This is a genomic window from Kitasatospora saccharophila (assembly GCF_039529925.1).
In the GTDB taxonomy this organism is placed as follows: domain Bacteria; phylum Actinomycetota; class Actinomycetes; order Streptomycetales; family Streptomycetaceae; genus Kitasatospora; species Kitasatospora saccharophila.
Genome location: NZ_BAAANS010000019.1, coordinates 44,918 through 69,801, shown reverse-complemented (window position 1 = coordinate 69,801; position 24,884 = coordinate 44,918). Strand labels below are relative to the sequence as shown.

General features: G+C 74.0%; 21 protein-coding genes. 12 read left to right on the top strand and 9 right to left on the bottom strand.

What is annotated here, in order from left to right:
- The first annotated feature begins 251 nt into the window (after positions 1-251).
- Together ABD345_RS15980 and ABD345_RS15975 are read left to right on the top strand one after the other, a co-directional pair.
- A complete protein-coding gene (locus tag ABD345_RS15980) occupies positions 252-626 on the top strand; it encodes a hypothetical protein (RefSeq protein ID WP_014139772.1) in 375 nt (124 codons plus the stop codon).
- A 44-nt stretch (positions 627-670) separates the two neighbouring features.
- Positions 671-1,000 (top strand): ArsR/SmtB family transcription factor, encoded by a 330-nt coding sequence (locus ABD345_RS15975; protein ID WP_033212866.1) that lies wholly within the window; start codon positions 671-673, stop codon positions 998-1,000.
- Positions 1,001-1,083: 83 nt separating this feature from the next.
- Here ABD345_RS15975 and ABD345_RS40295 read toward each other — a convergent pair whose 3' ends face one another.
- Complete coding sequence (locus ABD345_RS40295) at positions 1,084-2,859, bottom strand: SpoIIE family protein phosphatase (RefSeq protein ID WP_380276571.1); 1,776 nt, start codon at positions 2,857-2,859, stop codon at positions 1,084-1,086.
- A 435-nt stretch (positions 2,860-3,294) separates the two neighbouring features.
- Positions 3,295-4,584, bottom strand: coding sequence for an aminotransferase class V-fold PLP-dependent enzyme (locus ABD345_RS15960; RefSeq protein ID WP_344552778.1), 1,290 nt, complete (start codon positions 4,582-4,584; stop codon positions 3,295-3,297).
- Positions 4,585-4,637: 53 nt separating this feature from the next.
- On the opposite strand from ABD345_RS15960, the gene ABD345_RS15955 reads away from it, so the two are divergent.
- From ABD345_RS15955 to ABD345_RS15920, 8 genes are all read left to right on the top strand, one after another.
- Positions 4,638-6,740: a S9 family peptidase gene (locus ABD345_RS15955; protein WP_344552777.1), complete on the top strand. Its 2,103-nt coding sequence runs from the start codon at positions 4,638-4,640 to the stop codon at positions 6,738-6,740.
- 85 nt (positions 6,741-6,825) lie between these two features.
- Positions 6,826-9,159, top strand: coding sequence for an immune inhibitor A domain-containing protein (locus ABD345_RS15950; RefSeq protein WP_344552776.1), 2,334 nt, complete (start codon positions 6,826-6,828; stop codon positions 9,157-9,159).
- A gap of 73 nt (positions 9,160-9,232) precedes the next feature.
- Complete coding sequence (locus ABD345_RS15945; RefSeq protein ID WP_344552775.1) at positions 9,233-9,826, top strand: winged helix-turn-helix domain-containing protein; 594 nt, start codon at positions 9,233-9,235, stop codon at positions 9,824-9,826.
- Complete coding sequence (locus ABD345_RS15940; protein ID WP_344552774.1) at positions 9,823-11,112, top strand: MFS transporter; 1,290 nt, start codon at positions 9,823-9,825, stop codon at positions 11,110-11,112. The genes ABD345_RS15945 and ABD345_RS15940 overlap by 4 nt, the downstream gene beginning before the upstream one ends.
- Before the next feature lie 204 nt (positions 11,113-11,316).
- A complete protein-coding gene (locus ABD345_RS15935; protein ID WP_344552773.1) occupies positions 11,317-11,700 on the top strand; it encodes a hypothetical protein in 384 nt (127 codons plus the stop codon).
- A 53-nt stretch (positions 11,701-11,753) separates the two neighbouring features.
- Positions 11,754-12,857, top strand: coding sequence for a hypothetical protein (locus ABD345_RS15930; RefSeq protein WP_344552771.1), 1,104 nt, complete (start codon positions 11,754-11,756; stop codon positions 12,855-12,857).
- A gap of 79 nt (positions 12,858-12,936) precedes the next feature.
- Entirely contained in the window at positions 12,937-13,326 is a 390-nt protein-coding gene (locus ABD345_RS15925; protein ID WP_344552770.1) for a roadblock/LC7 domain-containing protein, read from the top strand.
- A 116-nt stretch (positions 13,327-13,442) separates the two neighbouring features.
- Complete coding sequence (locus tag ABD345_RS15920; RefSeq protein WP_014139762.1) at positions 13,443-13,817, top strand: hypothetical protein; 375 nt, start codon at positions 13,443-13,445, stop codon at positions 13,815-13,817.
- 23 nt (positions 13,818-13,840) lie between these two features.
- Here ABD345_RS15920 and ABD345_RS15915 read toward each other — a convergent pair whose 3' ends face one another.
- The 6 genes from ABD345_RS15915 to ABD345_RS15890 form a co-directional block, all read right to left on the bottom strand.
- A complete protein-coding gene (locus ABD345_RS15915) occupies positions 13,841-15,637 on the bottom strand; it encodes a glycoside hydrolase family 36 protein (RefSeq protein WP_344552769.1) in 1,797 nt (598 codons plus the stop codon).
- An 88-nt stretch (positions 15,638-15,725) separates the two neighbouring features.
- Entirely contained in the window at positions 15,726-16,739 is a 1,014-nt protein-coding gene (locus ABD345_RS15910; RefSeq protein ID WP_344552768.1) for an ABC transporter ATP-binding protein, read from the bottom strand.
- Positions 16,736-17,722, bottom strand: coding sequence for an ABC transporter ATP-binding protein (locus tag ABD345_RS15905; RefSeq protein WP_344552767.1), 987 nt, complete (start codon positions 17,720-17,722; stop codon positions 16,736-16,738). The genes ABD345_RS15910 and ABD345_RS15905 overlap by 4 nt, the downstream gene beginning before the upstream one ends.
- On the bottom strand, positions 17,719-18,708 hold the full coding sequence (locus ABD345_RS15900) for an ABC transporter permease (RefSeq protein ID WP_344552766.1): 990 nt from the start codon (positions 18,706-18,708) through the stop codon (positions 17,719-17,721). The genes ABD345_RS15905 and ABD345_RS15900 overlap by 4 nt, the downstream gene beginning before the upstream one ends.
- Positions 18,705-19,673 carry an ABC transporter permease gene (locus ABD345_RS15895; protein ID WP_344552765.1) on the bottom strand — a complete coding sequence of 323 codons (969 nt, stop codon included), beginning with the start codon at positions 19,671-19,673 and terminating at the stop codon, positions 18,705-18,707. Before ABD345_RS15895 ends, ABD345_RS15900 begins: the two co-directional genes overlap by 4 nt.
- 16 nt (positions 19,674-19,689) lie before the next feature.
- Positions 19,690-21,432, bottom strand: a complete 1,743-nt coding sequence (locus tag ABD345_RS15890; protein WP_344552764.1) for an ABC transporter substrate-binding protein — start codon at positions 21,430-21,432, stop codon at positions 19,690-19,692.
- Positions 21,433-21,664: 232 nt separating this feature from the next.
- On the opposite strand from ABD345_RS15890, the gene ABD345_RS15885 reads away from it, so the two are divergent.
- The gene (locus ABD345_RS15885; RefSeq protein ID WP_344552763.1) at positions 21,665-23,110 is read left to right on the top strand and encodes an aminopeptidase P family protein; all 1,446 of its coding nucleotides are present in this window, start codon (positions 21,665-21,667) and stop codon (positions 23,108-23,110) included.
- A gap of 4 nt (positions 23,111-23,114) precedes the next feature.
- On the opposite strand, the gene ABD345_RS15880 is transcribed toward ABD345_RS15885, so the two are convergent.
- The gene (locus ABD345_RS15880; protein ID WP_344552762.1) at positions 23,115-24,140 is read right to left on the bottom strand and encodes a nitronate monooxygenase; all 1,026 of its coding nucleotides are present in this window, start codon (positions 24,138-24,140) and stop codon (positions 23,115-23,117) included.
- A gap of 125 nt (positions 24,141-24,265) precedes the next feature.
- Here ABD345_RS15880 and ABD345_RS15875 point away from each other — a divergent pair, with 125 nt between their 5' ends.
- Positions 24,266-24,817, top strand: a complete 552-nt coding sequence (locus tag ABD345_RS15875; RefSeq protein WP_344552761.1) for a hypothetical protein — start codon at positions 24,266-24,268, stop codon at positions 24,815-24,817.
- Positions 24,818-24,884: the final 67 nt, after the last annotated feature.

Sequence of the window (24,884 nt, the reverse complement as noted above, 5' to 3'; positions counted from 1 at the left end):
GGTCGGCGCCCGGCCCGCACCGCGGTCGGCACCGCGCCCCGGACCGGGTTCCCCGACGGCGGCCGCAGGAATCGTGCACGCGTGAACTGTTCACATCCTGAGTTGCAAATGTCTTCATGTGGTCAGCGAATCGGCACGGACCGATCAGAGAAGAGCCAGAAGCGGAAGATTCCGATCAACACTCGGCCGCAGTGCGATCCCGTTCCTACAGTCGTGCCGAACCGATCACGACCAGGACAGGAGACACGGCGATGGCGAACCTCGAAACCTCGCTCAAGGAAGCCATGACCATCGAAGGAGCCATCGGGGTCGCCCTGGTGGACTACGGCAGCGGCATGGCGCTGGGCACCCTCGGGGACGGCGGCGAGATCGACCTGAACGTCGCCGCGGCCGCCAACACGGACCTGGTCCGTGCCAAGATGCGGGCGATGGAAATGCTCAATCTCCACGACGACGGCATCGAGGACATCCTGGTCACCCTGACCGGCCAGTACCACCTGATCCGGCCGCTCACCACGTCCAGCGGGCGCGGCCTGTTCCTGTACCTCGCGCTCAACCGCAGCCGGTCCAACCTGGCGATGGCCCGGCACCAGTTGAAGCGGATCGAGTCGACGCTGGAGGTCTGAGCGCGGGGCGGCGGCCCGGGTGCCGCCGGAAAAGGGGAGGAAGCATGCCCGTACCGCTGTACCAGGCCAAGGCCGAGTTCTTCCGGATGCTCGGCCACCCGGTGCGAATCCGGGTCCTCGAACTGCTCCAGGCCGGACCGACCCCGGTGCGCGACCTGCTGCCCGAGCTGGACGTCGAACCGTCCAGCCTCTCCCAGCAGCTCGCCATCCTGCGCCGCTCCGGCCTGGTCACCGCCACCCGCGAGGGTTCCACCGTCGTCTACGCCCTGGCCGGCGCGGACGTCGCCGAACTGCTCCGGACGGCCCGCCGGATCCTCACCGAACTGCTCGCCGACCAGGGCATGCTGCTGGAGGAGCTCCGCGCCGCCCGCTGACCGGCCGGCTCCGGCCCCGGGGCGGCCCGCCGGCGCCCCGGGGCCGGCCCGTCGGGGGAGCTTCCGCTCGGCCCGGCGGCCCGTCAGGGGAGCTTCTGCTCGGCCCAGATGACCTTGCCGTCCTCGGTGTACCTGGTGCCCCAGCGCTGGGCGATCTGCCCGACCAGGAACAGTCCGCGCCCGCCCTCGTCGGTGGCGGCGGCGAGCCGGACCCGGGGCGAGGTGCTGCTGGCGTCCGCGACCTGGCAGATCAGGGTCCGCCCGTACAGCAGCCGCACGGCGACCGGGGCGGCCCCGTAGCGGATGGCGTTGGTGACCAGTTCGCTGAGGATCAGCTCGGTGCCGGTCTCCAGTTCCTCCAGGCCCCAGCGGCGCAGCTGGGCGGTGGCCGCGGCGCGGACGGCGGCGACCGCCGAGGGGTCGCTCGGGACGCTCCACTCGGCGGTCCGGTCCGCGGGCACCGCCCGGGTGCGAGCGACGAGCAGCGCCACGTCGTCGCCCGAGTCGGTGGGGAGCATCGCGTCCAGGACGTTCCGGCAGGTCTGCTCGGGGGTGCGCCCGGGGTGGGCGAGGGCCGCGCGCAGCCGGTCCAGGCCGACGTCGATGTCCTCGGTGCGGGACTCCACCAGCCCGTCGGTGTAGAGGACCAGCCGGCTCCCCTCGGGGATGTCGAGCTCCACGGTGGTGAACGGCAGTCCGCGCAGGCCGAGCGGCGGGCCGGTCGGGGTGTCGGGGATGTCGACCGTGCCGTCGGGGCGGACCAGGACGAGCGGGAGGTGTCCGGCGCGGGCGAGCTGGCAGCGGCGGGTGACCGGGTCGTAGATCGCGTAGAGGCAGGTCGCGCCGATGATCGCGCCCTCGCGGCCGCCGGCCGTCTCCTCCTCGTCGATCTGGGCGACGACCTCGTCGAGGTGGGTGAGGAGTTCGTCGGGCGGCAGGTCGAGCATCGCGAAGTTCCGCACGGCGGTGCGCAGTCGGCCCATGGTGGCGGCGGCGTGCAGGCCGTGGCCGACCACGTCGCCGACGACCAGGGCGACCCGGGCGCCGGAGAGCGGGATGACGTCGTACCAGTCGCCGCCGACCCCGGCGTGCGCGGGCAGGTAGCGGTGGGCGGCCTCGACGGCCTCGTGCTCGGGGAGGTCGCGGGGCAGCAGGCTGCGCTGGAGGGTGACGGCGAGCGGGTGGCCGCCGCTGATGGCGGCGGCGAGCTGTTCCTGACTGGTGTACCTGGCTTCGAACAGGCCGTTGTTGCGGCCCAGGCGGAGGACGGCGATCCGGTCGGCGACGGCCTGGACGTCGTCCAGGTTGTGGCTGACCACGATCACGGCGCGGCCCTCGTCCCGCAGCCGGCGGATCAGGCCGAGCACCCGGACGGTCTGCTCCACGGTGAGCCCGGTGGCGGGCTCGTCGAGGACGATCAGGTCAGGCTCGGTGAGCACGGCCCGGGCGATGGAGACCGCCTGCCGCTGGTCCATGGTGAACGTCCCGACCGGGGTCCGGACGCTGGGGAGGCTGATGGAGAGCCGTTTCAGCAGTGCAGAGGAACGTTTCTCCATCTCGATCTCGCGGAGCACCCCGAACCGGCGCAGCTCCCGGCCGAGGTACAGGTTGGCCACGGTGTCCAGCCGGTCGACGAGCGACTGGTCCTGGTGGACGGTGGCGATGCCGAGCCGCTGGGCGTCGGCGGGCCGGCGCAGGACGACCGGGCGGCCCTGCCACTCGGCGCGCCCCGCGTCGGCCGGGGCGGTCGCGGAGACGACCTTGACCAGGGTGCTCTTGCCCGCCCCGCTGTCGCCGACCAGACCGAGGACCTGGCCGCGCTCCACCTGGAGGTCGACCGCGTCGAGGGCCCTGACCACGCCGTAGTGCTTGGTGATCCCGCGCAGGGACAGCAGCGGCACCCGGGGCACTGGCCCACCTCCACATCCTCCGCGGCCCGCCGGTGCGGACCGGCCCGGCGCCCCCGCCCGGACGCCGGTCCGGGGGTGCCCGCGGCACGGGCTCTCCACCCTGGCACCGGCGGCCCGGACGGCACCGGCGGGACACGCCCGGGCAACCCGTTCAGCGGCACGCCGCGGTGCCCCCGGCCGGACGCCCACCGGCTGCCCGCCGCGAAGCCGCCCCACGGGAGGCGGGCGCCCGCGGCGCCGGTCCCGACCGGGCCGGCGCGGCCCCTGTGATAGCCACCGTCGGACGCCTCGTGGCAGTCGCCCCACCGCTCGACGTTCCGGGCACGGCTGTTCGCTTCGGCTTCCGGTACGACGGCCGTGGCCCCGGACGCGGACCCGGCCCCGCTACCGGGTGATCAGCCCCGCCAGTCCGTCCGCCAGCCGCAGGTACTCCTCGGGGCGGTTGTAGAGCTGGGCGCTGATCCGCAGGATGCCGCCACCCTGCCAGGGGCGGACCGCGATCCGGGTGTTCAGGCCCTTGTGGACGGCGACCATCAGGGCCTTCGCGGCGTGCTCCCGCTCGGCGACGCCGGACGGGAGGCGGACGGTGCGCATGCCCAGGCCGGGGACGTCCGGCAGGGCCCGCAGCCCGGCCCGTTCGACCAGCAGCCGCTGGCCGTGCGCGGCCAACCCGGCGTTGTGGGCGCGCAGTTGCTCGGCGCCGATCCGGTTCAGCAGCGCGAAGCCGGCCGGGGCGGCCAGCCAGGGGGTGTAGTCGAAGGTGCCGCGCCACTCGACCCGCCGGGGGAAGCCGCGGTCGTGCTCCCAGGAGAACGTCAGCGGGCGCACCCGCGGCCGCCAGGGCCGGTCGACGGCGAGGACGGCGGCGGCGCGCGGGGCGAAGGCCCACTTGTGCAGGTTGCCGACCCAGAAGTCGGCGCCGCCGGCCGCGCCGCCGAGGTCGACGGGCAGCGCGCCGGGGGCGTGCGCGGCGTCGACCACGGTGACCACGCCGCGCGAGCGCAGTGCGGCGAGCAGCGCGGGGGTGGCGACGGTGCGGGCGGTGGGCGAGGTGACCAGGTCGAGGACGGCGACCCTGGTGCGCGGGGTGACGGCGGCCAGCACGCGTTCGGCGACGGCCTCCGCGTCGGGGGCGTGCGGGGAGATCCGCACGCAGCGCACCGCGGCGCCGGCCTCGGCGGCCCGGCGTTCGGCGGCCCGGGTGACCACGCCGTAGCCGTGGTCGGTGACCAGGACCTGGTCGCGTTCGCCGAGCGGGATCGAGTCGAGGGCGACGGCGACGCCCTCGGTGACGTTGGTGACCAGGGCGAGCCGGGCGGGGTCGCCGCCGAGCGCGGTGGCGATCTCGGCGCGGGCCCGGCCGACCCGGTCGGGGGCGGTCAGGAAGAAGCCGTCGGGGTCGCGTTCCATCTCGGCGCGCAGTCTGGCCTGGTAGCGCTGGACCGGGACGGGGACGGCCCCGTACGAGCCGTGGTTGAGGTGGGCGGTTCCGGGGTCGAGGGTGAACAGGGTGCTGCTGCCGCGCAGCGGGGCGGGCCGGTCGGCGCCCCCGGCGGGCCGGTCGGCGTCGTCGGCGGGCCGGTCGGCGTCGTCGGCATGGGCGCCCGGGCGTTCCGGTGCCGTGCGCGGGTTCCCCGGATTCTTCATCTCCACCATCCAGATGCTGTGTGACATTTCACACTGCATACTTCTAGCCGAAGCGGGCCCGGCACGGCAACCATCGGCGGGTGACCCACACCGACCCCTACCTCGCGCTGAGCGCCGCCACCGGCCGCTTCAGCTACGGTGCCCCCCGCGCCGTCACCCTCTCCACCGACGCGGACCGCGCGCTGTTCCTGCGCTCGACCGGCGCCACCGACCCGGTCGAGCGCCTGTGGCTGTACGACCTGGCCACCGGCCGGGAGCGGCTGGTGGCCGACCCGGCGGCGATCGATCCGGCCCGCACCGGCGCCGCCTCGGCGCTGCCGCCGCTGGAGCGCCGGCTGCGCGAGCGGATCCGGCTCTGGGCGCCCGGCATCGGCTCGTTCGCGGCCACCGGCGACCTCGGGCGGGCCGTCTTCGCGCTGGACGGCCGGGTCTTCCGGTGTGACACCGCCACCGGCACCAGCACCGAACTCCCGGTGGTGGCACCGGCGTTCGACCCCCGCCCGAACGCCGACGGCTCGGTGGTGGCGTACGTCGCCGACGGGGCGCTGCACCTGACCCCGGGCGGCCGGATCAGCCCGGCGGACGGCGCGCTGTGGGGCGTGGCCGAGTTCGCCGCCCAGGAGGAGCTGGGCCGGCTGCGCGGCCACTGGTGGGCGCCGGACGGCACCGCCCTGCTGGCCGCCCGGGTGGACGAGTCCGCCCTCCCGCTGCGGCACTTCGCCGACCCGGCGCACCCGGAGCTGGCCCCGGAGTCCTTCGCCTACCCGCAGGCCGGCGGCCCGAACGCGGACGTCCAGCTGTGGGTGCTGCGCCCGGGCGGCACGGCGACCCGACTGCGCTGGGACACCGCCGGGTTCCCGTACCTGATGGCGGCCGGCTGGGAGGGCGGCGGCGAGATCCTGCTGACCGTCGCGGACCGGCTGCAGCAGAACGTGCTGCTGCTGACCGCCGATCCGGCCACCGGCGCGACCCGCGAACTGAGCCGCACCGAGGACGAGTTCTGGGTCGACCCGCTGCCCGGCACCCCGCTGCGACTGGCCGACGGCCGGGTGCTGACCTCCGCCGACACCCCGGCGGCCCGCGGCGTCGCGCTGGACGGCAAGATCCTCACCGACGAGCGCCTGCAGGTGCGCCGGGTGGTCGGCCCCTGGCGCGACGGCCGGCTGCTGATCGAGGCGGGCGACGGCGACCCGGCCGACCAGCACGTCTTCCTGCTCGACCCGGACACCGGCGCGCTGGAGAAGCTCACCGCGGGCGCGGGCGTGCACGCGGTGGCGGCCCACGCCGGGGACGTGCTGCTGCTCACCTCGGCCTCGCTGGACGGGATCCACCGCGAGCTGCGAACTCCGGCCGGCAGCACCGACTTTCCCGACCTGACAGCCGAACTCCCCTACCGACCAAAGCCGTTGCTGGCCCGGGTGACCGAACTCGGCCTGCCCAGCGCGGTGCTGTACCCGCGCGGCCACCGGGCGGGCCGCAAGCTGCCGGTGCTGCTGGACGTGTACGGCGGCCCGGGCTTCCAGGTGATCGCCAACGAGCCGCGCCGCTGGCAGCCCAAGCAGTGGTGGGCCGACCAGGGCTTCGCCGTGGTGACGGTGGACAACCGGGGCACCCCGTTCGTCTCGCCGGACTTCACCCGGGCGATCTTCCGCCGCTTCTCGCAGGTCGCGCTCGACGACCAGGTGGCCGCGCTCCGGGCGCTCGGCGCCGCCCACCCGGACCTGGACCTGGAGCGGGTCGGGGTGCGCGGCTGGTCGTACGGCGGCTACTTCGCGGCGCTCGCGGTGCTGCGCCGCCCGGACGTGTTCCACGCGGCCAGCGCGGGCGCCCCGCCCACCGACTTCCGGCTGTACGACACCGCGTACACCGAGCGCTACCTGGGCCTGCCGCAGGACAACCCGCAGGGGTACGCGGCGGACTGCCTGATCGGCGACGCGCCGGGGCTGAGCCGTCCGCTGCTGCTGGTCCACGGCCTGGCGGACGACAACGTGCACCCCGCGCACACCCTGCTGCTGTCCGAGGCGCTGACCCGGGCGGGCCGGGAGCACGGCCTGCTGGCGCTGCCGGGGGTGAGCCACATGGCGCCGGACGGGGTGCTGGAGCAGATCGCCGTCCAGGAACTCGCCTTCTTCAACGAAAAGTTGGGGCTGCGCCGGGAACTGGGCGCCACCCCTTCCCAGTAGTGGATGACATGTGAAATATTACTGGCCGTCCATCCGTTCACCCTGCAGAGGAGCGGGTCACTTGCGCAGACTTCCCACAGCCCTCATGGCTGCGCTGACCACCGGTGCGATAGCACTGACCACCACCCCCGCGTTCGGCCAACCCACCAAGCCCGCCGTCGAGTTGACGGCCCAGCAGGGCGCGGACGGCCGGGAGGCGCCGCCCTCCCCGGTGCCGCCGCAGGAGAGGGCCCGGCAGGCCCTCAAGGCCCGGGCCCTGGAGCAGGTCAACCAGGGCGGGGTCGCCAAGGACGGCAAGGCCGCGCCGGCCAAGGTGAAGATCGGCAACGACTACGTCCAGCTGGCCAGGCAGCGCACCGACCAGGTGTTCGTGATCCTGGCCCAGTTCGGCGACCAGGTCGACAGCACCACCCAGTACGACGGCCGGGCCCGCTACGGCGGCGCCCCCGGCCCGAAGCACAACGCCATCCCGAAGCCGGACAGGAGCGACACCCACACCTACTGGGAGAGCGACTTCGGCCGCGACTACTACCAGAAGATGTTCTTCGACGACGCGCCCGGCGCGAACTCGATGCGCAACTTCTACCGCACCCAGTCCTCCGGCCGGTACGACCTCCAGGGCACCGTCTCCGACTGGGTGACCGTGCCGTGGAACGAGGCCCGCTACGGCTCCAACAAGGGCCCGCAGGGCGGCGGCGCCTGGACGCAGGCCCAGGAGTTCGTCCGGGACGCCACCGAGGCGTGGTACGACGGCGAGCTCGCCAAGGGCCGCACCCCGGCCGACGTCAAGGCGGAGCTCGCGCAGTACGACACCGAGGACCGCTACGACCACGACAAGGACGGCGACTTCGACGAGCCGGACGGCTACCTCGACAACGTGGTCGTGGTGCACGCGGGCGTCGACGAGACCTGGGGCGGCGGCGCCCAGGGCGCCGACGCCCTGTGGGCGCACCGCAGTTGGGCCTTCCCGGACCCGACCGGCCGGACCGGCCCGGAGGGGAACAGGATCGGCGGCGCGCCGATCGGCGACTCCGGCTTCTACGCCTACGACTACGTGCAGGCGGGCGAGAACAGCGGCGTGGGCCTGTTCGCCCACGAGTTCGGCCACAACCTCGGCCTGCCCGACCTGTACCCGACCACCGGCGGCGACAACTCGGTCGGCTTCTGGTCGCTGATGTCCTCCGCCTCCTACCTGGGCAAGGGCAAGAACAGCACCGGCGAGTACCCGGGCGACCTGGACGCCTGGAGCAAGCTGCAGCTGGGCTGGCTCGACTACGACGAGGCCCGGGCGGCGACCCGCTCCAGCCACACCCTGGGCGTCAGCGGCTACCAGACCGACCAGGCGCAGGCCGTCCTGGTGCACCTGCCGCCGAGCACCACCACCACCTCGCTGGCCACCCCGTACGAGGGCGGCAAGCAGTGGTGGAGCGACACCGGCGACAACCTGGACGCCGCGCTGTCGCGCACCGTCGACCTGACCGGCGCCGCCGGCTCGGCCGCGCTGGACGCCGCCGCCTGGTGGGACACCGAGCAGGACTACGACTTCCTCTCGGTCGAGGCGTCGGCCGACGGCGGCCGGAGCTGGACGCCGCTGCACGGCACCGTCGACGGGCAGCCGATCGGCGACACCACCGCGCTGACCCCGGGCCTGAGCGGCAGCTCGGGCGGCTGGCGGCAGCTGCACGTCCCGCTGGACGCCTACCTGGGCACGAGCGTGCAGGTGCGCTTCCACGCCACCTCCGACACCAACACCCACGGCCGGGGCGTGCTGGTCGACGCGGTGAAGCTGACCGCCGACGGCGCGGTGCTGCTGAGCGACGGCGCGGAGCACGGCGGCGACGCCGGCTGGGCGCAGGCCGGCTTCTCGGTGATCGAGGGCGCGGACGCGGTCAAGCAGCACCCGCGGGCGTACCTGGTGGAGAACCGCCGCTACGCCGGTTACGGCGCCTTCCTGAAGACCGGCCCGTACAACTTCGGCTACTCGGGCGTCGCCGGGAAGAGCAACGTGATCGACACCTACCCGTACCAGGAGGGCGTGCTGGTCTGGCTGTGGGACACCGCCTACGGCGACAACAACACCGCCGACCACCCGGGCGGCGGCCTGATCCTGCCGGTGGACGCGCACCCGGCGGCGCTGCGGTTCGCCGACGGCTCGGTCACCAACGGGCGCTCGCAGCCCTACGACGCGGCCTTCTCGCGGAAGCCGACCACCTCGTTCACCCTGCACAAGGCCGGCCTGGCCACCGTGGTGCCCGCCGAGCCGGCGGTGCCGGTGTTCGACGACCGCGGCGGGGTGTACACCGACCCGGCGATCCCGCAGCTCGGGGTGAAGGTGCCGGACACCGGCACGAGGATCGAGGCCGTCCGGGAGGCCCAGGGCGGCAGGCTCACCACCATCGAGGTGGGTCCGACCGCCTGACCGGAGCGTGATCTACTGGAACCTCGCAGGTCGGCAGCTTGTAAAGACTTCTTTCTAAAGCTAGCTTTAGAACATGAGCGAAGAGCTGCCGGCCGTCCGGCTCACCGACCCGCGCGCCCTGCGCGCCTACGCCCATCCCACCCGGATGGCACTGGTGGGCCTGCTCCGTCTGCACGGGCCGCTGACCGCGACCCGGGCGGCGGAGCTGCTCGGCACCGAATCGGTGGCGAGCTGCTCCTTCCACCTGCGCCAACTGGCCAAGTACGGCCTGGTGGAGGAGGCGGGCGGCGGGCGCGGCCGGGAGAAACCCTGGCGCGCGACCGCCGCCTTCACCAGCTGGGACGCCTCCCCCGCCGACCCCGAGCAGGCCGCGGCCGCCGAGGCCCTGCAACGGGCCGTGCTGGACGGCTACTTCGCCCGCGCCGCCGACTGGCTGCTGCACCGCGGCGCCGACGCCCCCGAGTGGCGCGAGGCCGCCTCCTTCGACGACAGCGCCGTCCTGGTCACCCCGGCGGAGCTGGCCGAACTCACCGCCCGCATCGAGGAGTTGACCCGCCCCTACGTGGAACGGCTGGGCGGCTCCGGCCCGCCCCCCGAGGGCGCCCGCCCGGTCCAGCTGATCCGGCTCGCCGTCCCCTTCGGCACCCCGGAAGGACAGCGGCCGTGACCCTCCTCGACGCCCGCCCGGCCGCCGCCGTCCGCCGCCGGATACCCGAACTGCTGCGCGAACCGGCCTTCCGCCGCTACTGGACCGGCCAGACCGTCTCCTCGCTCGGCGACCAGATCACCCTGCTGGTCGTCCCGCTGATCGCGGTCTCCGCGCTGCACGCCGACGCCGCCCAGATGGGCTACCTCTCCGCCGCCGGCTACCTCCCCTACCTGCTGCTCTCGCTGCACGCGGGCAGCTGGGCCGACCGCTACGGGCGCCGCCGCCGGGTGATGATCGCCACCGACCTGGCCCGCGCCGCCGTCCTGCTGACCGTCCCGCTGGCGTACGCCGCCGGGGTGCTGACCCTGGTCCAGCTGTACGCGGCGGTGCTGGCCGTCGGCACGCTGTCGGTGTTCTTCAACGTCTGCAACCCGCCGCTGTTCGTCGCCCTGGTCCCCGCCGACCAGTACCTGCGCGGCACCGCGCTGATCAACGGCAGCCGGGCCGCGACCTACGTGGCCGGACCCGGCCTCGGCGGCCTGCTGGTCCAACTCCTCGCCGCCCCGCTGGCGCTGGTCGTCGACGCGCTCTCCTTCCTGGTCTCCGCCGCCTTCCTGCGCCGGATCGACCCGGCCGAACCGCCGCCCGCCGACCGGGAGCACGGCGGCACCGCCGAGGGCATGCGCTGGATCCGCCGCGACCCGGTGATCCGGGCCACCCTGCTCGGCACCGCCACCGTCAACCTGTTCACCTTCGTCATCGGCGCGCTGTTCGTCCTCTACGCCACCCGCGAACTGCACTTCAGCGCGGGCCTGCTGGGCGCCGTGATGGCCGCCGCGGCGGTCGGCACGCTGCTCGGCGCGGCGGTCACCGGACGGCTGTCGGCCCGGATCGGCGTCGGCCCGGCGCTGCTGTTCGGCCTGGTGCTCTTCCCCGCCCCGCTGCTGCTGTTCCCGCTGGCCGGCGGCTCGGTCACCGCTTCGGCGGCGCTGCTGTTCGGCGCCGAGTTCCTCTCCGGCGTCGGCGTGATGATCCTCGACATCACCGCCGGCGCGGTCTTCGCCGCCTGCATCCCCGACGCCCTGCGCTCCCGCGTCTCCGGCGCCTACCAGGCGGTCAACTACGGCGTCCGGCCGCTGGGTTCGCTGCTCGGCGGCCTGCTCGGCAGCGCCCTGGGCCTGCGCCCCGCGCTGTGGATCGCCGCCGTCGGCGCGGTCTGCTCCGGCCTGTGGGTGCTCTTCTCGCCCATCCCCCGGATGCGCGAACTCCCCGTCCAGGACGGGGAGGAGGGCTCGGAGGGCTGAACCGCCCGCGCCGCGCCGCCTTCACCTGAACACTTCAAAATCCGCGAACCATAGCGCATTCGTGCATATGCCCGAGGGATATGGCGGAAAGTCTCGCCCTCACGTGGCGCCACCGGTAGCGTTGCGTCCTGGTCAGACTACCGCAGGTGAAGGCGGTGACGGCGACGCACCGTGCCCCCGCACGGTGGGGAGGGAACGCGGTTCGTGCCCGGGATCGAGGAGTGCCTTGCGGAAGCCATGGGGATCGGCGGCGCCCTGGGGGTCAGCCTGGTCGACTGGACCAACGGCCTGGCCATAGGCACCGCCGGACTCGGCCCCGACGGCGACCACGAGGTCGGGGCGGCCGACGCCACCGAGCTCGCCCGCGCGGTCACCCAGACCCCCTCGTTCGCCGACCCGGACACCGGGGCGCCGCCCGCCGAGGACGTCATCGTCACCTCCGGGGGCAACTACCACCTGCTGCGCTTCATCCCCGCGTCCTTCGACGCCAACGTCTTCCTCTACCTGCGGCTGGACCGGGACCTCGCCAACCTGGCGATGGCCCGGCTGCGCCTGGCCGCCATCGCCGACCGGCTGGTGCTCTCCTGATGTGGTCCGCCGACACCCTCGCACCGACGACCCCCGCGCCGCCGCTCCCCCCCGTGCCGTCCGTGCCGCCGCTGCTGGTCGCCTCCCCGGTCTCGGTGCACCGACTGGTGCCCGCGGCCGGGCAGTTCGGGGCCGCCGCGGCCGTCCCCGGCCCGTACCTGACGAACGGACCGGTCACCGGCGAGTCCGTCCTCCCCGGGCCGGCCACCACGAGCGTCACCACCACGCCCGTCACCGCCGCGCCCGTCACCGCCGAGAGCGTCACCGCCGAGAGCGTCTCCGCGCCCCCGGCCCCCCGACCGCGGCGGGCCCACGCCGCCCCGCTCCCCCGGCGCCGGCGCTCCAGCTGCGCGCCCGCCACCACCTTCGAGGCCGCACTGACCGACCTCGCCGCGGACGGCTCCACCGGCGCCCTGCACGGCCCGGGCGGCGCGGTGCACCTGGCCGGCGGGCTGGTGGTGCACGCCGAGGCACCGGGCGCGGCGACCGTCGGCCACCTGCTGACCGGCGCCGGGCGGATCACCGTCCGCCAGTGGGAGGACGGCCTGCCGCTGGGCGCCGGGCGGCTCGCCGAGCACCTGCTGGGCAGCGGCCTGGTCGGCGCTGGCGAGCTCGAACTCGCCCGGCTGGCCGCCACCCTGGACGGCGCCCAGGAGGCGCTGGCCCAGCACGACGGGGAACTGCGCTTCGACCCGGCCGCCGTCCCGGCGTTCCGGCTGGCCCGCCCGCTGTCGGTGCTGGAGCTGCGCGGCGCGATCGGCCGCCGCCGCTCGCTGCTGGACGGCTGCTGGCCGTCCGCCGACCTGGACCGCGCCCCGCTGCTGGCCACCGGCGCCGCCCCGACCCGCCGCACCGCGGTGCCGCGCCGCCGCCGGCAGGCGCTGCTGGCCGCGGCGGACGGCACCCGCACCGCGCCCGAGCTGGCCCGGCTGCTGGGGCGCTCCACCTACGGCACGCTGCTGGACGTCCGGCAGTTGGCCGCCGCGGGGCTGCTGACCGCCCCCCGGCCGGCCGCCGTCCCCGACCCGCCCCCGGCCGCCGTGCCGCAAGCCGCGCCGCCGGACGTGCTGTTGCCGCCCGGCCCGCGCTCCTACGACTCCTCGGACCCGGAGGTGGGCCTGCTGCTCCGACTACGCGCTGCCCTGGAGGCCCTGTGACCGCCCCGCTCGCCCGCCCCGTCCCGCCGACCGAGTCATGAAGCGGACCTTTCGACAACTGACCGCGAGGAGGACCCCCGTGCTGCCGGAAGCCGAGGTGCAGGCCGAACTGCAGGGCCTGCGGGCGAGGATTCCGCACCTGACCGGTTCGCTGGTGGCGACCATCGACGGTCTGGTGGTGGCGCACGACGCGTCCGCGCTGGAGGCGGAGAGCGTGGCCGCGCTGACCGCCGCCGCGCTCGGCGTGGGCTCCCGGCTCACCGAGGCGACCGGGCAGGGCGCCTTCCGGGAGCTGATCACCCGCGGCGAGCGCGGCTACACCGCGACGTACGCGGCCGGCGCGTACACCGTGCTGACCCTGCTGGCCGGTTCGCAGGCCAACGTGGGGCGGCTGCACCTGGAGGCCCGCCGGGCCGGGGCCCGGATAGCGGCCCTGGCCGACGCCGACCTCGACCGGACGACCTTCTGACCCCCGCCCCGGCCTCCGCCCCACCCCCCGACGCTCATCTCACCATGCAACACACCCGTCGCAGCAAGGATCTGACGGGTCGTCAATTCCTTTCACGGAAGAGGTACTTGAAAAAAATGGCTGCTGTGGAAACCGCGCTGAAGGACATCATGAGCGCGATCGAGGGCACCATCGGTGTCGCCCTGGTCGACTACAACAGCGGAATGGCGCTGGGCACCATCGGCGGCGGGTCGGACCTCGACCTGAACGTCGCGGCCGCGGGCAACACCGACGTGGTGCGGGCCAAGCTGCGCGCGATGGAGCTGCTGAACCTGAACGAGGCGATCGAGGACATCCTGATCAGCCTCTCCACCCAGTACCACCTGATCCGGCCGCTGACCTCGCGCACCGGCAAGGGCCTGTTCCTGTACCTGGCGCTGGACCGGAACCGGGCCAACCTGGCGATGGCCCGGCACCAGCTGAAGAAGGTCGAGGCCGACCTGGAGGTGTGACCCTCCGGCTCGGCCCCGACCGGCTACCTGCGCAGGGTGAGCAGACCCCCGGTGGGGACGTGGACGGACAGCTCCGTCCCGCCGACCGGGGTCTGCGCCCGGGCGACCGTGCCGCCCAGGCAGTCCTGCACCAGCAGGTCGACGGTGCCGGGCGCGCGGTCGAACCCGATCCGCACCAGGGTGTCCTGGTCGGCGTTGGCGACCAGCAGCAGTTCCCACCCGCCGTCGGCCCGCAGCGGCAGCGGCGCGTAGCGGCCGAAGGCCCGCCGGGCACCGCTTTGGGCCTCGATCACCGGGTAGGCCAACTCGGGCCGGTGCGGGCGCAGTTCGCCGCGCTGGAGCAGCTCGCGGTGCTCCTTCATGACGCTCAGCCAGAACGCCAGGGCGGTCAGCTGGTCGGCGTTCTGGGCGGTGAGGTCGACGGAGACCTGGGCGGTGGCGAACAGCACCGACTGGAGCAGGACGGCGATCTGCTCGGGGCTCTCCCGCGGGTGCCAGGTCAGCGGGTCGGCGTGCACGGCGAGCGGTCCGGCGGTGAGCCGCAGGTCGGCGGTGCGGACCCGGTTCTCGACCGCGCCGTGCGGGCAGTCGGCGGCCCGGACCATGGTGGCGTAGGGCCACAGGCCGGGGCCCGTGTAGTCCTGGCGGTGCTCGACCAGGACGTCGGGGCGGGTGGCCCGCAGCCGGGCGTCGAGTGCGGCGAGCAGCTTCCGCACGCCCTCCGCGACGGTGGCGCAGTCGGCTTCCGGGGAGGCGGTGTCGGGTGCGGCGCCGGGTGCGGGCCTGCGGGCGAAGGTGTCGACGAAGTCGATCTTGAGGCCGTCCACGCCGTGCTGTTCGACGGCGGCGGCGAGCCGTTCCACCTGGTGGGCGCGGACGGTGGGGCTGCGCGGGTCGAGCAGGGAGGTCTCCAGCAGCGGCAGGTGGGCGAGGGTGTGCCCGGCCAGCCGCTGGGCGGCGGCGCTGCGGTCGCCGGCGAACGGGATCGCGTGCCAGAGCAGGTAGCTCAGGCCGAGGTCCTGGATCCGGCGGACGTGTCCGGCGAAGTCGGGGAAGTCGTGCGGGGCGGGCTGCCAGTCGCCGGTGGTGGCGTAGGAGCGGGTGCGTTCGTCGGTCTGCCAGCCGTCGTCGACGATCAGCGAGCGGAAGCCGAGCGGGGCGGCGAGTTCGGCGAGCCGTTCGACGTCGGCGGAGGTCATCGCCAGGTGCAGCGCGTACCAGGTGCAGAACACCGGCTCGAAGGCCCGGCCGGGGACGGGCCGGACGGGGGTGAGGGTGGCCCACCAGGCGGCGGACTCCCGTACGGTGTCGGCGAAGTGGCGTCCGCTGAGGTCGAGGCGGAGCGCGGCGCGCGGGCCGTCCTGTTCGATCCACCAGCTGTACCGGCCGGTCTCCTCGACGGCGCCCTCGCCGATGGTGACGGGGCGGACGGGTTCGCCGACCGCGAAGGTGCACAGGGCGGCGTCGCCGGGGCCGACCAGGCTGCCGACGGGGGCGCCCTTGGGCAGTGAGGCTTCCCGGGGTCGAGACCAACTCGGCGGCAGCCAGCGGGCGTTGGTGTTCGGCGTCCAGTAGCCGGTGGCGCCGGTGCAGGGCAGCTGCCATTCGATCCGCAGCCGGGCGTCCGGGGTGTCGGCGGTGGCTTCGACCAGCAGCACGCCGGGGCCGGCCGGTTCGGTGACGGTGACGGCGGGTTCGGTGTCGCTGCCGATGGCGGTGACCCGCAGCACGAGCGGTCCGGCGTCGACGGTGCGGGAGGTCTCGGTGCGGCCGGACGGCGGTGCGGAGCCGTCCCAGGACAGCGCGGCGTTCTCTTCCACGGGGCGGTGGTTCCTTTCACGGGGTGGACCCGCCCCGGCCGGCCGCGGAAGCGGTCGGACGGCCGGTCGGGGCGGGAGCGCGGTGGTGCTACTCCGGGAAGTGGCAGGCCGCTTGGCGGCCCGGGGCGGTGAGGGTGAGCAGCGGCGCTTCGGTCCGGCAGCGGGCCCGGGCCTTGGGGCAGCGGGGGTGGAAGGTGCAGCCGCTGGGCGGGTTGGCGGGGCTGGGCGGGTCGCCGAGCAGGACGATGCGTTCGCGGGTGCGTTCGGCGACCGGGTCGGGCAGCGGGACGGCGGACAGCAGCGCCTTGGTGTAGGGGTGCGCGGGGTGGTCGTAGACCTGCCGCTTGTCGCCGATCTCGACGATCCGGCCGAGGTACATGACGGCGACCCGGTGGCTGATGTGCTTGACCACGGCGAGGTCGTGCGCGATGAACACGTAGGCGACGCCGAGTTCGCGCTGGAGGCGTTCCATCAGGCCGACGATCTGGGCCTGGATGGAGACGTCGAGCGCGGAGACGGGTTCGTCGGCGACGACGAGTTCGGGGCGGGTGGCGAGGGCGCGGGCGATGCCGATGCGCTGGGCCTGGCCGCCGGAGAACTGGTGCGGGTAGCGCTCCAGGTGTTCGGGGGCGAGGCCGACCAGCTGGACCAGGTCGCGGACCTCGGCGCGGATCCTCGCCCTGGACTCGCCCTGGGCGCGCAGCGGTGCGGCGATGATCTGCTGGACGGTCTGCCGCGGGTTGAGCGAGGCGAACGGGTCCTGGAAGATCATCTGGAACCGGCTGCGCAGCGGCCGCAGTCGGTGCTGCGAGGTGCGGGTGATGTCCTGGCCCCGGAAGCTGACCCGGCCGGCGGTCGGGTCGAGCAGCCGGACCAGCATCCGTCCGGTGGTGGACTTGCCGCAGCCGGACTCGCCGACCAGGCCGAGCGTCTCGCCGGGGCGGACGTCGAAGGTGACGCCGTCGACGGCGCGGACGCCGGGCCGGCGGCGCAGGGTGCCGCGCGGGCCGGGGAAGGTCATGCCGAGGTCGTGGACGCTGAGCAGGGCTTCGGGCGTGCCGGAGTCCGCGGCGTCGGCGAGGGGGGCGGTCTCGGTGGTCATGCGGTCACCTCGTCGAGGACGCACGCGCTGCGGTGGCCGTCGGCGACGGTGCGCAGCGGCGGGCGGTCGCCGGTGCAGCGGGCGTCGGGTTTCGCGGCGTGGAGGGCGCAGCGCGGGTGGAAGGCGCAGCCGGCGGGCGGGGCGAGCAGGGAGGGAGGGCTGCCGGGGATGGAGCGGAGTTCGGCGCCGTCCTCGGCGTCGAGGCGGGGCAGCGAGTCGAGCAGGCCGCGGGTGTAGGGGTGCCGGGGGGTGGTGAAGAGGGTGTCGGCGGGGGCCTGTTCGACGGCGGATCCGCCGTACATGACGAGGACGTCGTCGGCGACCCGGGCGATGACGCCGAGGTCGTGGGTGATCATGACGATGCCGAGTCCGCGTTCCTGCTGCAGGCGCATCAGGAGTTCGAGCACCTGGGCCTGGACGGTGACGTCGAGGGCGGTGGTGGGTTCGTCGGCGATGACCAGGTCGGGTTCGCAGGACAGCGCGAGGGCGATCATGGCGCGTTGGCGCATGCCGCCGGAGAACTGGTGCGGGTACTCGCCGGCCCGGCGGGCGGGTCCGGGGATGCCGACGTCGCCGAGGACGTCGACGGCGCGGGCCAGGGCGGCCCTGCGGCTGCCGCCGAAGTGTTCGCGGTACGCCTCGGCGATCTGGTCGCCGACGGTGAAGTAGGGGTGCAGGGCGGTGAGGGCGTCCTGGAAGACCATCGCCATCCTGCGGCCGCGGAGCTTGCGCAGGTGTTCGTCGGGGGCGCCGATGAGTTCGGTGCCGTCGAGCCTGGCGGAGCCGGTGACGGTGGCGCCGCGGTGCAGGCCCATGACGGCGAGCGAGGTGACGGACTTGCCGGAGCCGGATTCGCCGACGATGCCGAGGGTGCGGCCGCGTTCGACGGTGAAGTCGACGCCCTTGACGGCCCGTACGGTGCCTTCCTCGGTGGTGAACTCGACCGCGAGGTCGTGCACGTCGAGCAGTGGGTGGGAGGTCATGACAGCCTCGCCCTCGGGTCGATCCAGGCGTAGACGAGGTCCACGACCAGGTTGGAGCTGATGATGAAGAAGGAGGCGAGCAGCGTGATGCCCATGATCACCGGCTGGTCGGCCTTGTTGAGCGAGTCGGCGAAGAGCTTGCCGATGCCGGGGAGGCTGAACAGCGATTCGGTGATGAGCGCACCGGCCAGCAGTCCGCCGAGGTCCATGCCGAGCATGGTGGCGACGGGGGTGAGGGCGGGTCGCAGTCCGTGCCGGCCGACGACGCGGCGTTCGCGCAGGCCCTTGGCGCGGGCGGTGCGGACGTACGGTTCGGCCATCGTCTCGATGACGGAGTTGCGGGTCATCCGGGCGTAGAGGGCGGCGTTCAGCAGGGCGAGGGTGATCCAGGGCAGGATCAGGTTGGTGACCCACTGGCCGGGGTTCTCGCCGAAGGCGATGTAGCGCGGGTAGGGGAGGATCCCGGCGACCGTGACGACCAGGTAGAGCAGGATCATCGCGGTGAAGTAGACCGGCAGGGCGGCGATGCCGATGGTGCCGATCATCAGGGTGCGGTCGAGCCAGCTGCCGCGGCGCAGCGCGGAGAGCACGCCGGCGCCGACGCCGAGGAGGAGCCAGAGCACGGCGGCGCCGAGGGCGAGCGAGACGCTGGTGGGCAGCCGGTCCGTCATCAGGTCCCAGACGGGCTGGGCGGACTGGAAGGAGTAGCCGAAGCAGGGGAAGTCGCACTGGACGGCGTACGGGCCGGTGCCGTAGGAGCGGCCGGCGAAGATCGCGGTGACGTAGTGCCAGAACTGGACGATCAGGGGGTCGGCCAGGCCGAGTTGCTGCCGGACGAGTTCGATCCGGTCGGCGGAGCAGTCCTTGCCGCAGAACTGGGCGGCGGGGTCGCTGGGCAGCAGGTAGAAGACGGCGAAGGTGAGGGCGCAGACCGCGAGCAGGGTGGCGGCCATCGCCAGGACGCGCCGGAGCAGGAATCCGATCACGTCCGGCTGCCCTTCGGGTCGAGGGCGTCCCGCAGGGCGTCGCCGACCAGGGTGAAGGCCAGGACCACCAGGAACAGGCAGGCGCTGGGCAGGATGAAGAACATCGGGTCGACCTTGTAGTAGAGCACCGCGTCGGAGATCATCTGGCCCCAGGAGGGGGTGGGCGGGCGGATGCCCACGCCGAGGAAGGACAGCGCCGCCTCGGTGCCGATCAGGCCGGGGACGGCGAGGGTGACGTAGACGATGACGGTGCCGGTGAGGTTGGGGAGGATCTCGCCGAACAGGATGCGGCGGTTGGTGGTGCCGCTGGCGCGGGCGGCCTCGACGTACTCGCGGTGCTTGAGCGAGAGGGTCTGGCCGCGGACGACGCGGGCGATGTAGGGCCAGGAGAAGAGCGACATCACGCCGATGAGCAGGAGCACCCGGTTGACGTCCCGGGCGACCGAGAGCAGCGCGATCATGAAGATCAGGCTGGGGAAGGACATCATGATGTCCATGAAGCGGCTGATCACGGCGTCGACGCGGCCGCCGAAGTAGCCGGCGGTGATGCCCAGGACGGTGCCGATCAGGGTGATCAGCAGGGCGGAGACGAAGGCGACCAGCAGGCTGATCTGGGCGCCGTACAGCAGCCGGGCGAAGATGTCGCGGCCGAGCATCGGTTCGACGCCGAGCCAGTGTTCGGGGCTGATGCCGCCGAGGGAGCCGCGGGGCAGGCCGCCGAGGTAGGGGTCGACGGCCTTCTTGTCGATGGTGTCCGGGCCGGTGCCGCTGATCGCGGTGAGGACCGGGGCGAGGACGGCCGCCAGGACGAAGAAGGCGATGATCGCGGCGCCGACGGTGGCGGTGCGCTGGCGGCGCAGGCGGTGCAGGGCGAGGGCCCGGGGGGAGGCGGGGGCGGCGGGTGCCTGGGGGGCGTCCGGGGCCCCCGCTCCCCCGGCCGGGGCCGGGGCGAGCGGGGTGGTCATGTGGGTAACTCCCGCCTTACTTCACGGACTTGAGGCCGATGGTCGCGTAGTCGATCTGCGCGGACCAGATCGGCGAGCCGAAGGCGCCGGCGATGTTGGAGCCGACCAGCAGCGGCTTCTTCTGCCAGACCAGCGGGACGGCGGGCGAGGCGTCCATGATCTTGGCGTCGAGGGCGAGCCAGGCGGCGTTGGCCTGCTGGAGGTCCGACAGGCCGGCGATCCGGTCGAGTTCGGCGTTGACCTCGGGGTCGTTGAACCGGGTCATGTTGCCGTTGTTGCCCTTGTCGCGGATCTGCCGGCCGTCGTAGATCATCGGCAGGAAGGTGCCGGCCGACGGGTAGTCCGGACACCAGCCGAGCTGGGCCAGGCCGGGCTGCTTGTCCTTGTCGCCGACGATGGAGTTGACGGCGGTGGGGTCGACGGTGGTGATGGTGACGTTCACGCCGACCCGCTTGAGGGCGGCCTGGACCGCCTCGGCCTGCTGCTTGCCGCCGGTGGAGGTGACCATCTCGGTGTCGAAGCCGTTCGGGAGGCCCGCCTCGGTGAGCAGCTGCTTGGCCTTGTCCGGGTCGCCCGCGGGCTTGATCATGAAGTGGTCGACCGGGGCGCCGTTGGTGAGCACCGGCGGCAGGTAGGTGGTGGCGATGTCGTTGAACGCCGGGCCGCCCATGGCGGCGGCGAAGGACTCCTTGTCCACCGCGTACTGCATGGCCTGGCGCACCTTGGCGTTGTCGAACGGCGCCTTGGTGGTGTTCATGTCGAGCATGGTGGTGCAGCCGCCGTTCTCGCTGATCAGGCGGCTCTTGACGTCCGGGTTGGTGAGCACCTCGGAGATCTTGGCCGGCGTCAGGTCGACGTAGGAGACGGCGTTCTTGTCGTCGCCCTGGTCGGCGATCAGGCGGTCGGCGATGCCGGTGCCCTTGAGGGTCTGGTCGACGACGATCCGGTCCGGGTACGCCTTGCGCACCGGGTCGGTGCTCGGGTCCCAGTTGGTGTTGCGGACGAGGACCATGCGCTTGCCGCGGTCGTAGCTCTCGATCTTGTAGGGGCCGGAGGAGACCGGGTGGTTGGAGTAGTTGGCGCCGGTCTCCTTGGCCTGCGGGACGGGCGAGAAGGTCGGCAGGGTGACGGTCTGGCCGAACTCGGCGACCGGGCGCTTGAGGTGGAAGACGATGGTCTTCGCGTCCGGGACCTCGATGGACTCCTTGCCCAGCCGCTTGCCGCCGAGCGGGCCCTGGTAGCCGTCGACGCCGGCCAGGTAGCGGGCCGCGTAGTCGGGGCCGCCGGCCAGTTCGGCGGAGAACGAGCGCTCGACGTTGTACTTGATGTCGTCGGCGACGATCGGGGTGCCGTCCTCGTACGTGAGGCCGTCCTTCAGGTGGAAGGTCCAGGTCCTGGCGCCGTCGCTGGGGGTGCCGAGGTCGGTGGCCAGGTCGGGCTCGACCTTGAGGCCCTCGGCGCCGGGGGCGGCCTTGAAGGTGGTCAGGGTGCGGTAGAGCATCCGGACGCCGACGTCCATGACCGGCATGGTCCAGTTGCGGGCCGGGTCGAGCTGGTCGAAGTCCTGGTTCGACAGGATGGTGAGGGTGCCGCCCTTCACCGGCGTGCCGCCGATGATGCCGTTGCCCTGGGTGGTCACGCCCTGCTGGTCGCCGCTGCCGCCGTCACCGCCGCCGCTGTCACTGCCGCACGCACCGAGGCCGAGGGTGAGGGATGCCGCGATGGCCGCCGCCAGGGCGACGTGGGAACGCCTGTTCATGTGCAACTCCGGGAATGGGGGCCGGTCTGCCGTTCAACGGGGAATCCGTGCCGCCCGGAGTCTGGCCCGCTCTGAGGTGTGACCCGTAACATAGTAATGTGAAATTGCACTGCGCAACGAGGGAGCGGGACCGTTATCGACCCGTGTCATTGCGGCGCCCGCCCCCGCGCGGCGAGTTCTTTTCCCACCAAGCACGTTGTCCCAGCTCAACCAGGTCTCAGGAGCCCAGACGATGGCCGACCAGCCCACCCTGAACACCGGCAGCCACGACCTCCCGGTCACCCCCGCGCTGGAGGCCTACATGGCCGGCCAGTGGGCCGCCACCCCGCTGCCCGCCGACGAACGCGTCCCCGGCTACGCCCACTTCCCGGCCCGGCGCGCCAAGCTCGCCGCCGCCTTCCCCGGCGAGCGCCTGCTCGTCCCCGCCGGCCGGTTGAAGGTCCGCAGCAACGACTGCGACCACCGCTTCCGCCCCCACAGCGCCTACGCCCACCTCACCGGCCTGACCGGCGAGGAGCAGGTCGGCCACGTCCTGGTGGTCGAGCCGGACGGCGAGCCGGTCCTCTACCTGCGCCCCCGCTCGGACCGCTCCGGCGGCTCCGCCGAGTTCTACCGCGACCGCCGCTACGGCGAGTTCTGGGTCGGCCGGCGCGCCGACCTCGCCGAGGCCGCCCGGCTCACCGGCCTGCGCACCGCCCACCTCGACGACCTGCCCGGGCTGTTCACCGGCTCCGTCCCCACCCGCCTGCTGGCCGGCGTCGACCCGGCCCTGGACGCGCTGGCCGGCCGACCCGGCGCCGAACACGCCCTGCCCGACGGCCGGTTCGCCGCCGCCACCGCCGAACTGCGGCTGGTCAAGGACGCCTGGGAGGTCGAGCAGCTCCAGCTCGCCGTCGACCACACCACCGCCGGCTTCCAGGACGTCGTGCGCGCGATCCCCGCCGCGCTGCGCCACCACCGCGGCGAGCGCCGACTGGAGGGCGCCTTCAACAGCCGCGCCCGCGCCGAGGGCAACGGCACCGGCTACGAGACCATCGTCGCCTCCGGCGCGCACGCCTGCGTGCTGCACTGGATCCGCAACGACGGCCCGCTCGACCCCACCGAGCTCCTCCTGCTCGACGCCGGCGTGGAGACCGACAGCCTCTACACCGCCGACATCACCCGCACCCTCCCGCTCTCCGGCACCTTCACCCCCGCCCAGCGCGACGTCTACGAACTCGTCCTGGCCGCGCAGAGCGCGGGCATCGCCACCCTCCGCCCCGGCGCCTCCTTCCGCGAGTTCCACCGGGCCGGCATGCGCGTCATCGCCGAGGGCCTCGCCGAGTGGGGCCTGCTCCCGGTCTCCGCCGAGGAGGCCCTGCACGAGGACTCCGGCCTCTACCGCCGCTACACCCTCTGCGGCAGCGGCCACATGCTCGGCCTCGACGTGCACGACTGTGCCAAGGCCCGCGCCGAGACCTACCTGGACGGCGTCCTGGAGGAGGGCATGGTGCTCACCGTCGAGCCCGGCCTCTACCTCCAGCCCGACGACCTCACCCTCCCCGCGGAGCTGCGCGGCATCGGCGTCCGGATCGAGGACGACCTGGTCATCACCGCCGACGGAGCCCGCCTGATGTCCGGCGCCCTCCCCCGCGAGGCCGCCGCCGTCGAGTCCTGGATGGGCGACCTGCTGGGCTGAGCCGCTACCCCCGCAGCGCCTCCCGCCACAACTCCCGGGTGACGTCCGCCGCCGAGCCCTCGCGGGCCGCGCGGTGGGCGGTGCCCGCCCACAGGTGCATCGCCGCCAGGTCCTCCCGGCGCCCGGCGGCCGCCCTGAGCGGCTGGGTCAGGTGGTGCACCTCCGGGTACGCCGCCGGCGCCCGCCCCTCGTGCCGCTCGGTGAACGCGTTGCGCAGCGCGCGGGCCGGGCGCCCGGTGAAGGCCCGGGTGACGGTGGTGGCGTCGAGTTCGACCAGGGCCCGGCGGTGCGCGGCCGAGGCCCCGGACTCCGCGGTGCGCAGGTACGCGGTGCCGAGCTGGGCGGCGACCGCCCCCGCGTCCAGGGCGGCGGCGACGGCCGCCCCGTCCCCCAGCCCGCCGGCGGCGATCAGCGGGAGCGGGGTCACTTCCCGCACCGCGGCCAGGAGTTGCAGCAGCGGCAGGGTCCCGGGCTCGTCCCGCGCCCGGTGGGTGGCGCGGTGCCCGCCCGCCTCGGGGCCCTGGACGACCAGCGCGTCGAGGCCGAGCGCGGTGGCGGCGCGGGCCTCCTGGGGGCTGGTGACGGTGCCGAGTTGGCGGATGCCCGCGGCCCGGAGGGCGGTGACCTCGGCGGCCCCGGGCAGCCCGAAGGTGTACGACACCCAGGCGACGCCCGGGGTGGGGCCGTGCAGCAGCGCGTCGAGTTTGGCGTCCCAGTCGTCCCGGTCCGGCGGGATCGCGGCGGGCAGCTCGACGCCCCACCGCCGGGCCTCCGGCAGCAGCCGCTCCCGGTAGGCGGCGACCGGCCCGGGATCGGCCGGCGGCCCGGGGACGAACAGGTTGACGCCGAACGGCCGGTCGGTCGACTCCCGCGTCCGGGCGATCTGTTCGACCATCCCGCCGGCGTCCCGGTAGCCCGCGGCGAGGAAGCCGAGGCCGCCCGCCCCGTTGACGGCGGCGACCAGCGCGGGCGTGCTCGCCCCGCCCGCCATCGGCGCGGCCACCAGCGGGACCGTCCACCCGAAGTCCATTGCGTGCTCCTCGAAGAAACCGTCCGGCGCTCCTGCGCGTCCACCCTATGTCCGTGCACCGGCCGCCCGCGGGAGCTCCCCCGCGCGGTGGCCCGCCGGCGGCACGGGAACACACGGGGGGTGCGGTGAGGATCGACCGCTTCGGGCGCTTCGGGCGCTTCGGGCGCTTCGGGCAGCTCGGGTCGAAGGCGCGGGCCGCGCTGGTGGGCACGGCGCTGGGGGCGGTCACGTTCCTGGAACTGTGGGTGGCGGTGCGCTCGGAGGACAGTTGCGGGGTCGATTCCTGCCTGTCGGACACCGAGCTCTGGCTCCTGCTGACCGCGCCGCCGCTGTTCCTGCTGCTCGGCGGGCTGCTGCTGCGCCTGGCCGGGCTGATCCGCCCCTGGAGCACCGCGCTCCTCGCGGGCGTGCTGGCGCTGGCCCTGCTGCGCCCGCTGGCCCTGGCCACCTTCGACCTGCCGCACGCCTGGCTGCTGGCACCCCCGTACCTGGCGGCCTGCTTCGCCCTGGCCGCCCACCTGTGCGGCCGTTCCGCCTCCCGCCGCGCCCGCCTACTGCTGACGGTCGGCCTGGCCGCAGCCGTCCTGCTGGCCTTCCGGATCCCCTTCCCCGACCGTTCGCACCCCGTCCCCGTCCCCACCCCCACCAGCGCCGAAGCCGACCCCCTCCCCCGGTGACCGCCCCCGGGCGGCTTCACCTACTCGGCGGTGTTCCGGCGCTGCACCGGCTGCGGGGAGGTTTCAC

Bases quoted from the DNA above. Each gene is read 5' to 3' on its own strand.
- ABD345_RS15920 (WP_014139762.1), top strand. From the start codon at position 13,443: ATGGCTGCTGTGGAAACCGCGCTGAAGGACATCATGAGCGCGATCGAG.
- ABD345_RS15980 (WP_014139772.1), top strand. From the start codon at position 252: ATGGCGAACCTCGAAACCTCGCTCAAGGAAGCCATGACCATCGAAGGA.
- ABD345_RS15960 (WP_344552778.1), bottom strand. From the start codon at position 4,584: ATGTCACACAGCATCTGGATGGTGGAGATGAAGAATCCGGGGAACCCG.
- ABD345_RS15885 (WP_344552763.1), top strand. From the start codon at position 21,665: ATGGCCGACCAGCCCACCCTGAACACCGGCAGCCACGACCTCCCGGTC.
- ABD345_RS15905 (WP_344552767.1), bottom strand. From the start codon at position 17,722: ATGACCTCCCACCCACTGCTCGACGTGCACGACCTCGCGGTCGAGTTC.
- ABD345_RS15910 (WP_344552768.1), bottom strand. From the start codon at position 16,739: ATGACCACCGAGACCGCCCCCCTCGCCGACGCCGCGGACTCCGGCACG.
- ABD345_RS15950 (WP_344552776.1), top strand. From the start codon at position 6,826: ATGGCTGCGCTGACCACCGGTGCGATAGCACTGACCACCACCCCCGCG.
- ABD345_RS15895 (WP_344552765.1), bottom strand. From the start codon at position 19,673: ATGACCACCCCGCTCGCCCCGGCCCCGGCCGGGGGAGCGGGGGCCCCG.
- ABD345_RS15890 (WP_344552764.1), bottom strand. From the start codon at position 21,432: ATGAACAGGCGTTCCCACGTCGCCCTGGCGGCGGCCATCGCGGCATCC.
- ABD345_RS15975 (WP_033212866.1), top strand. From the start codon at position 671: ATGCCCGTACCGCTGTACCAGGCCAAGGCCGAGTTCTTCCGGATGCTC.
- ABD345_RS15880 (WP_344552762.1), bottom strand. From the start codon at position 24,140: ATGGACTTCGGGTGGACGGTCCCGCTGGTGGCCGCGCCGATGGCGGGC.
- ABD345_RS15945 (WP_344552775.1), top strand. From the start codon at position 9,233: ATGAGCGAAGAGCTGCCGGCCGTCCGGCTCACCGACCCGCGCGCCCTG.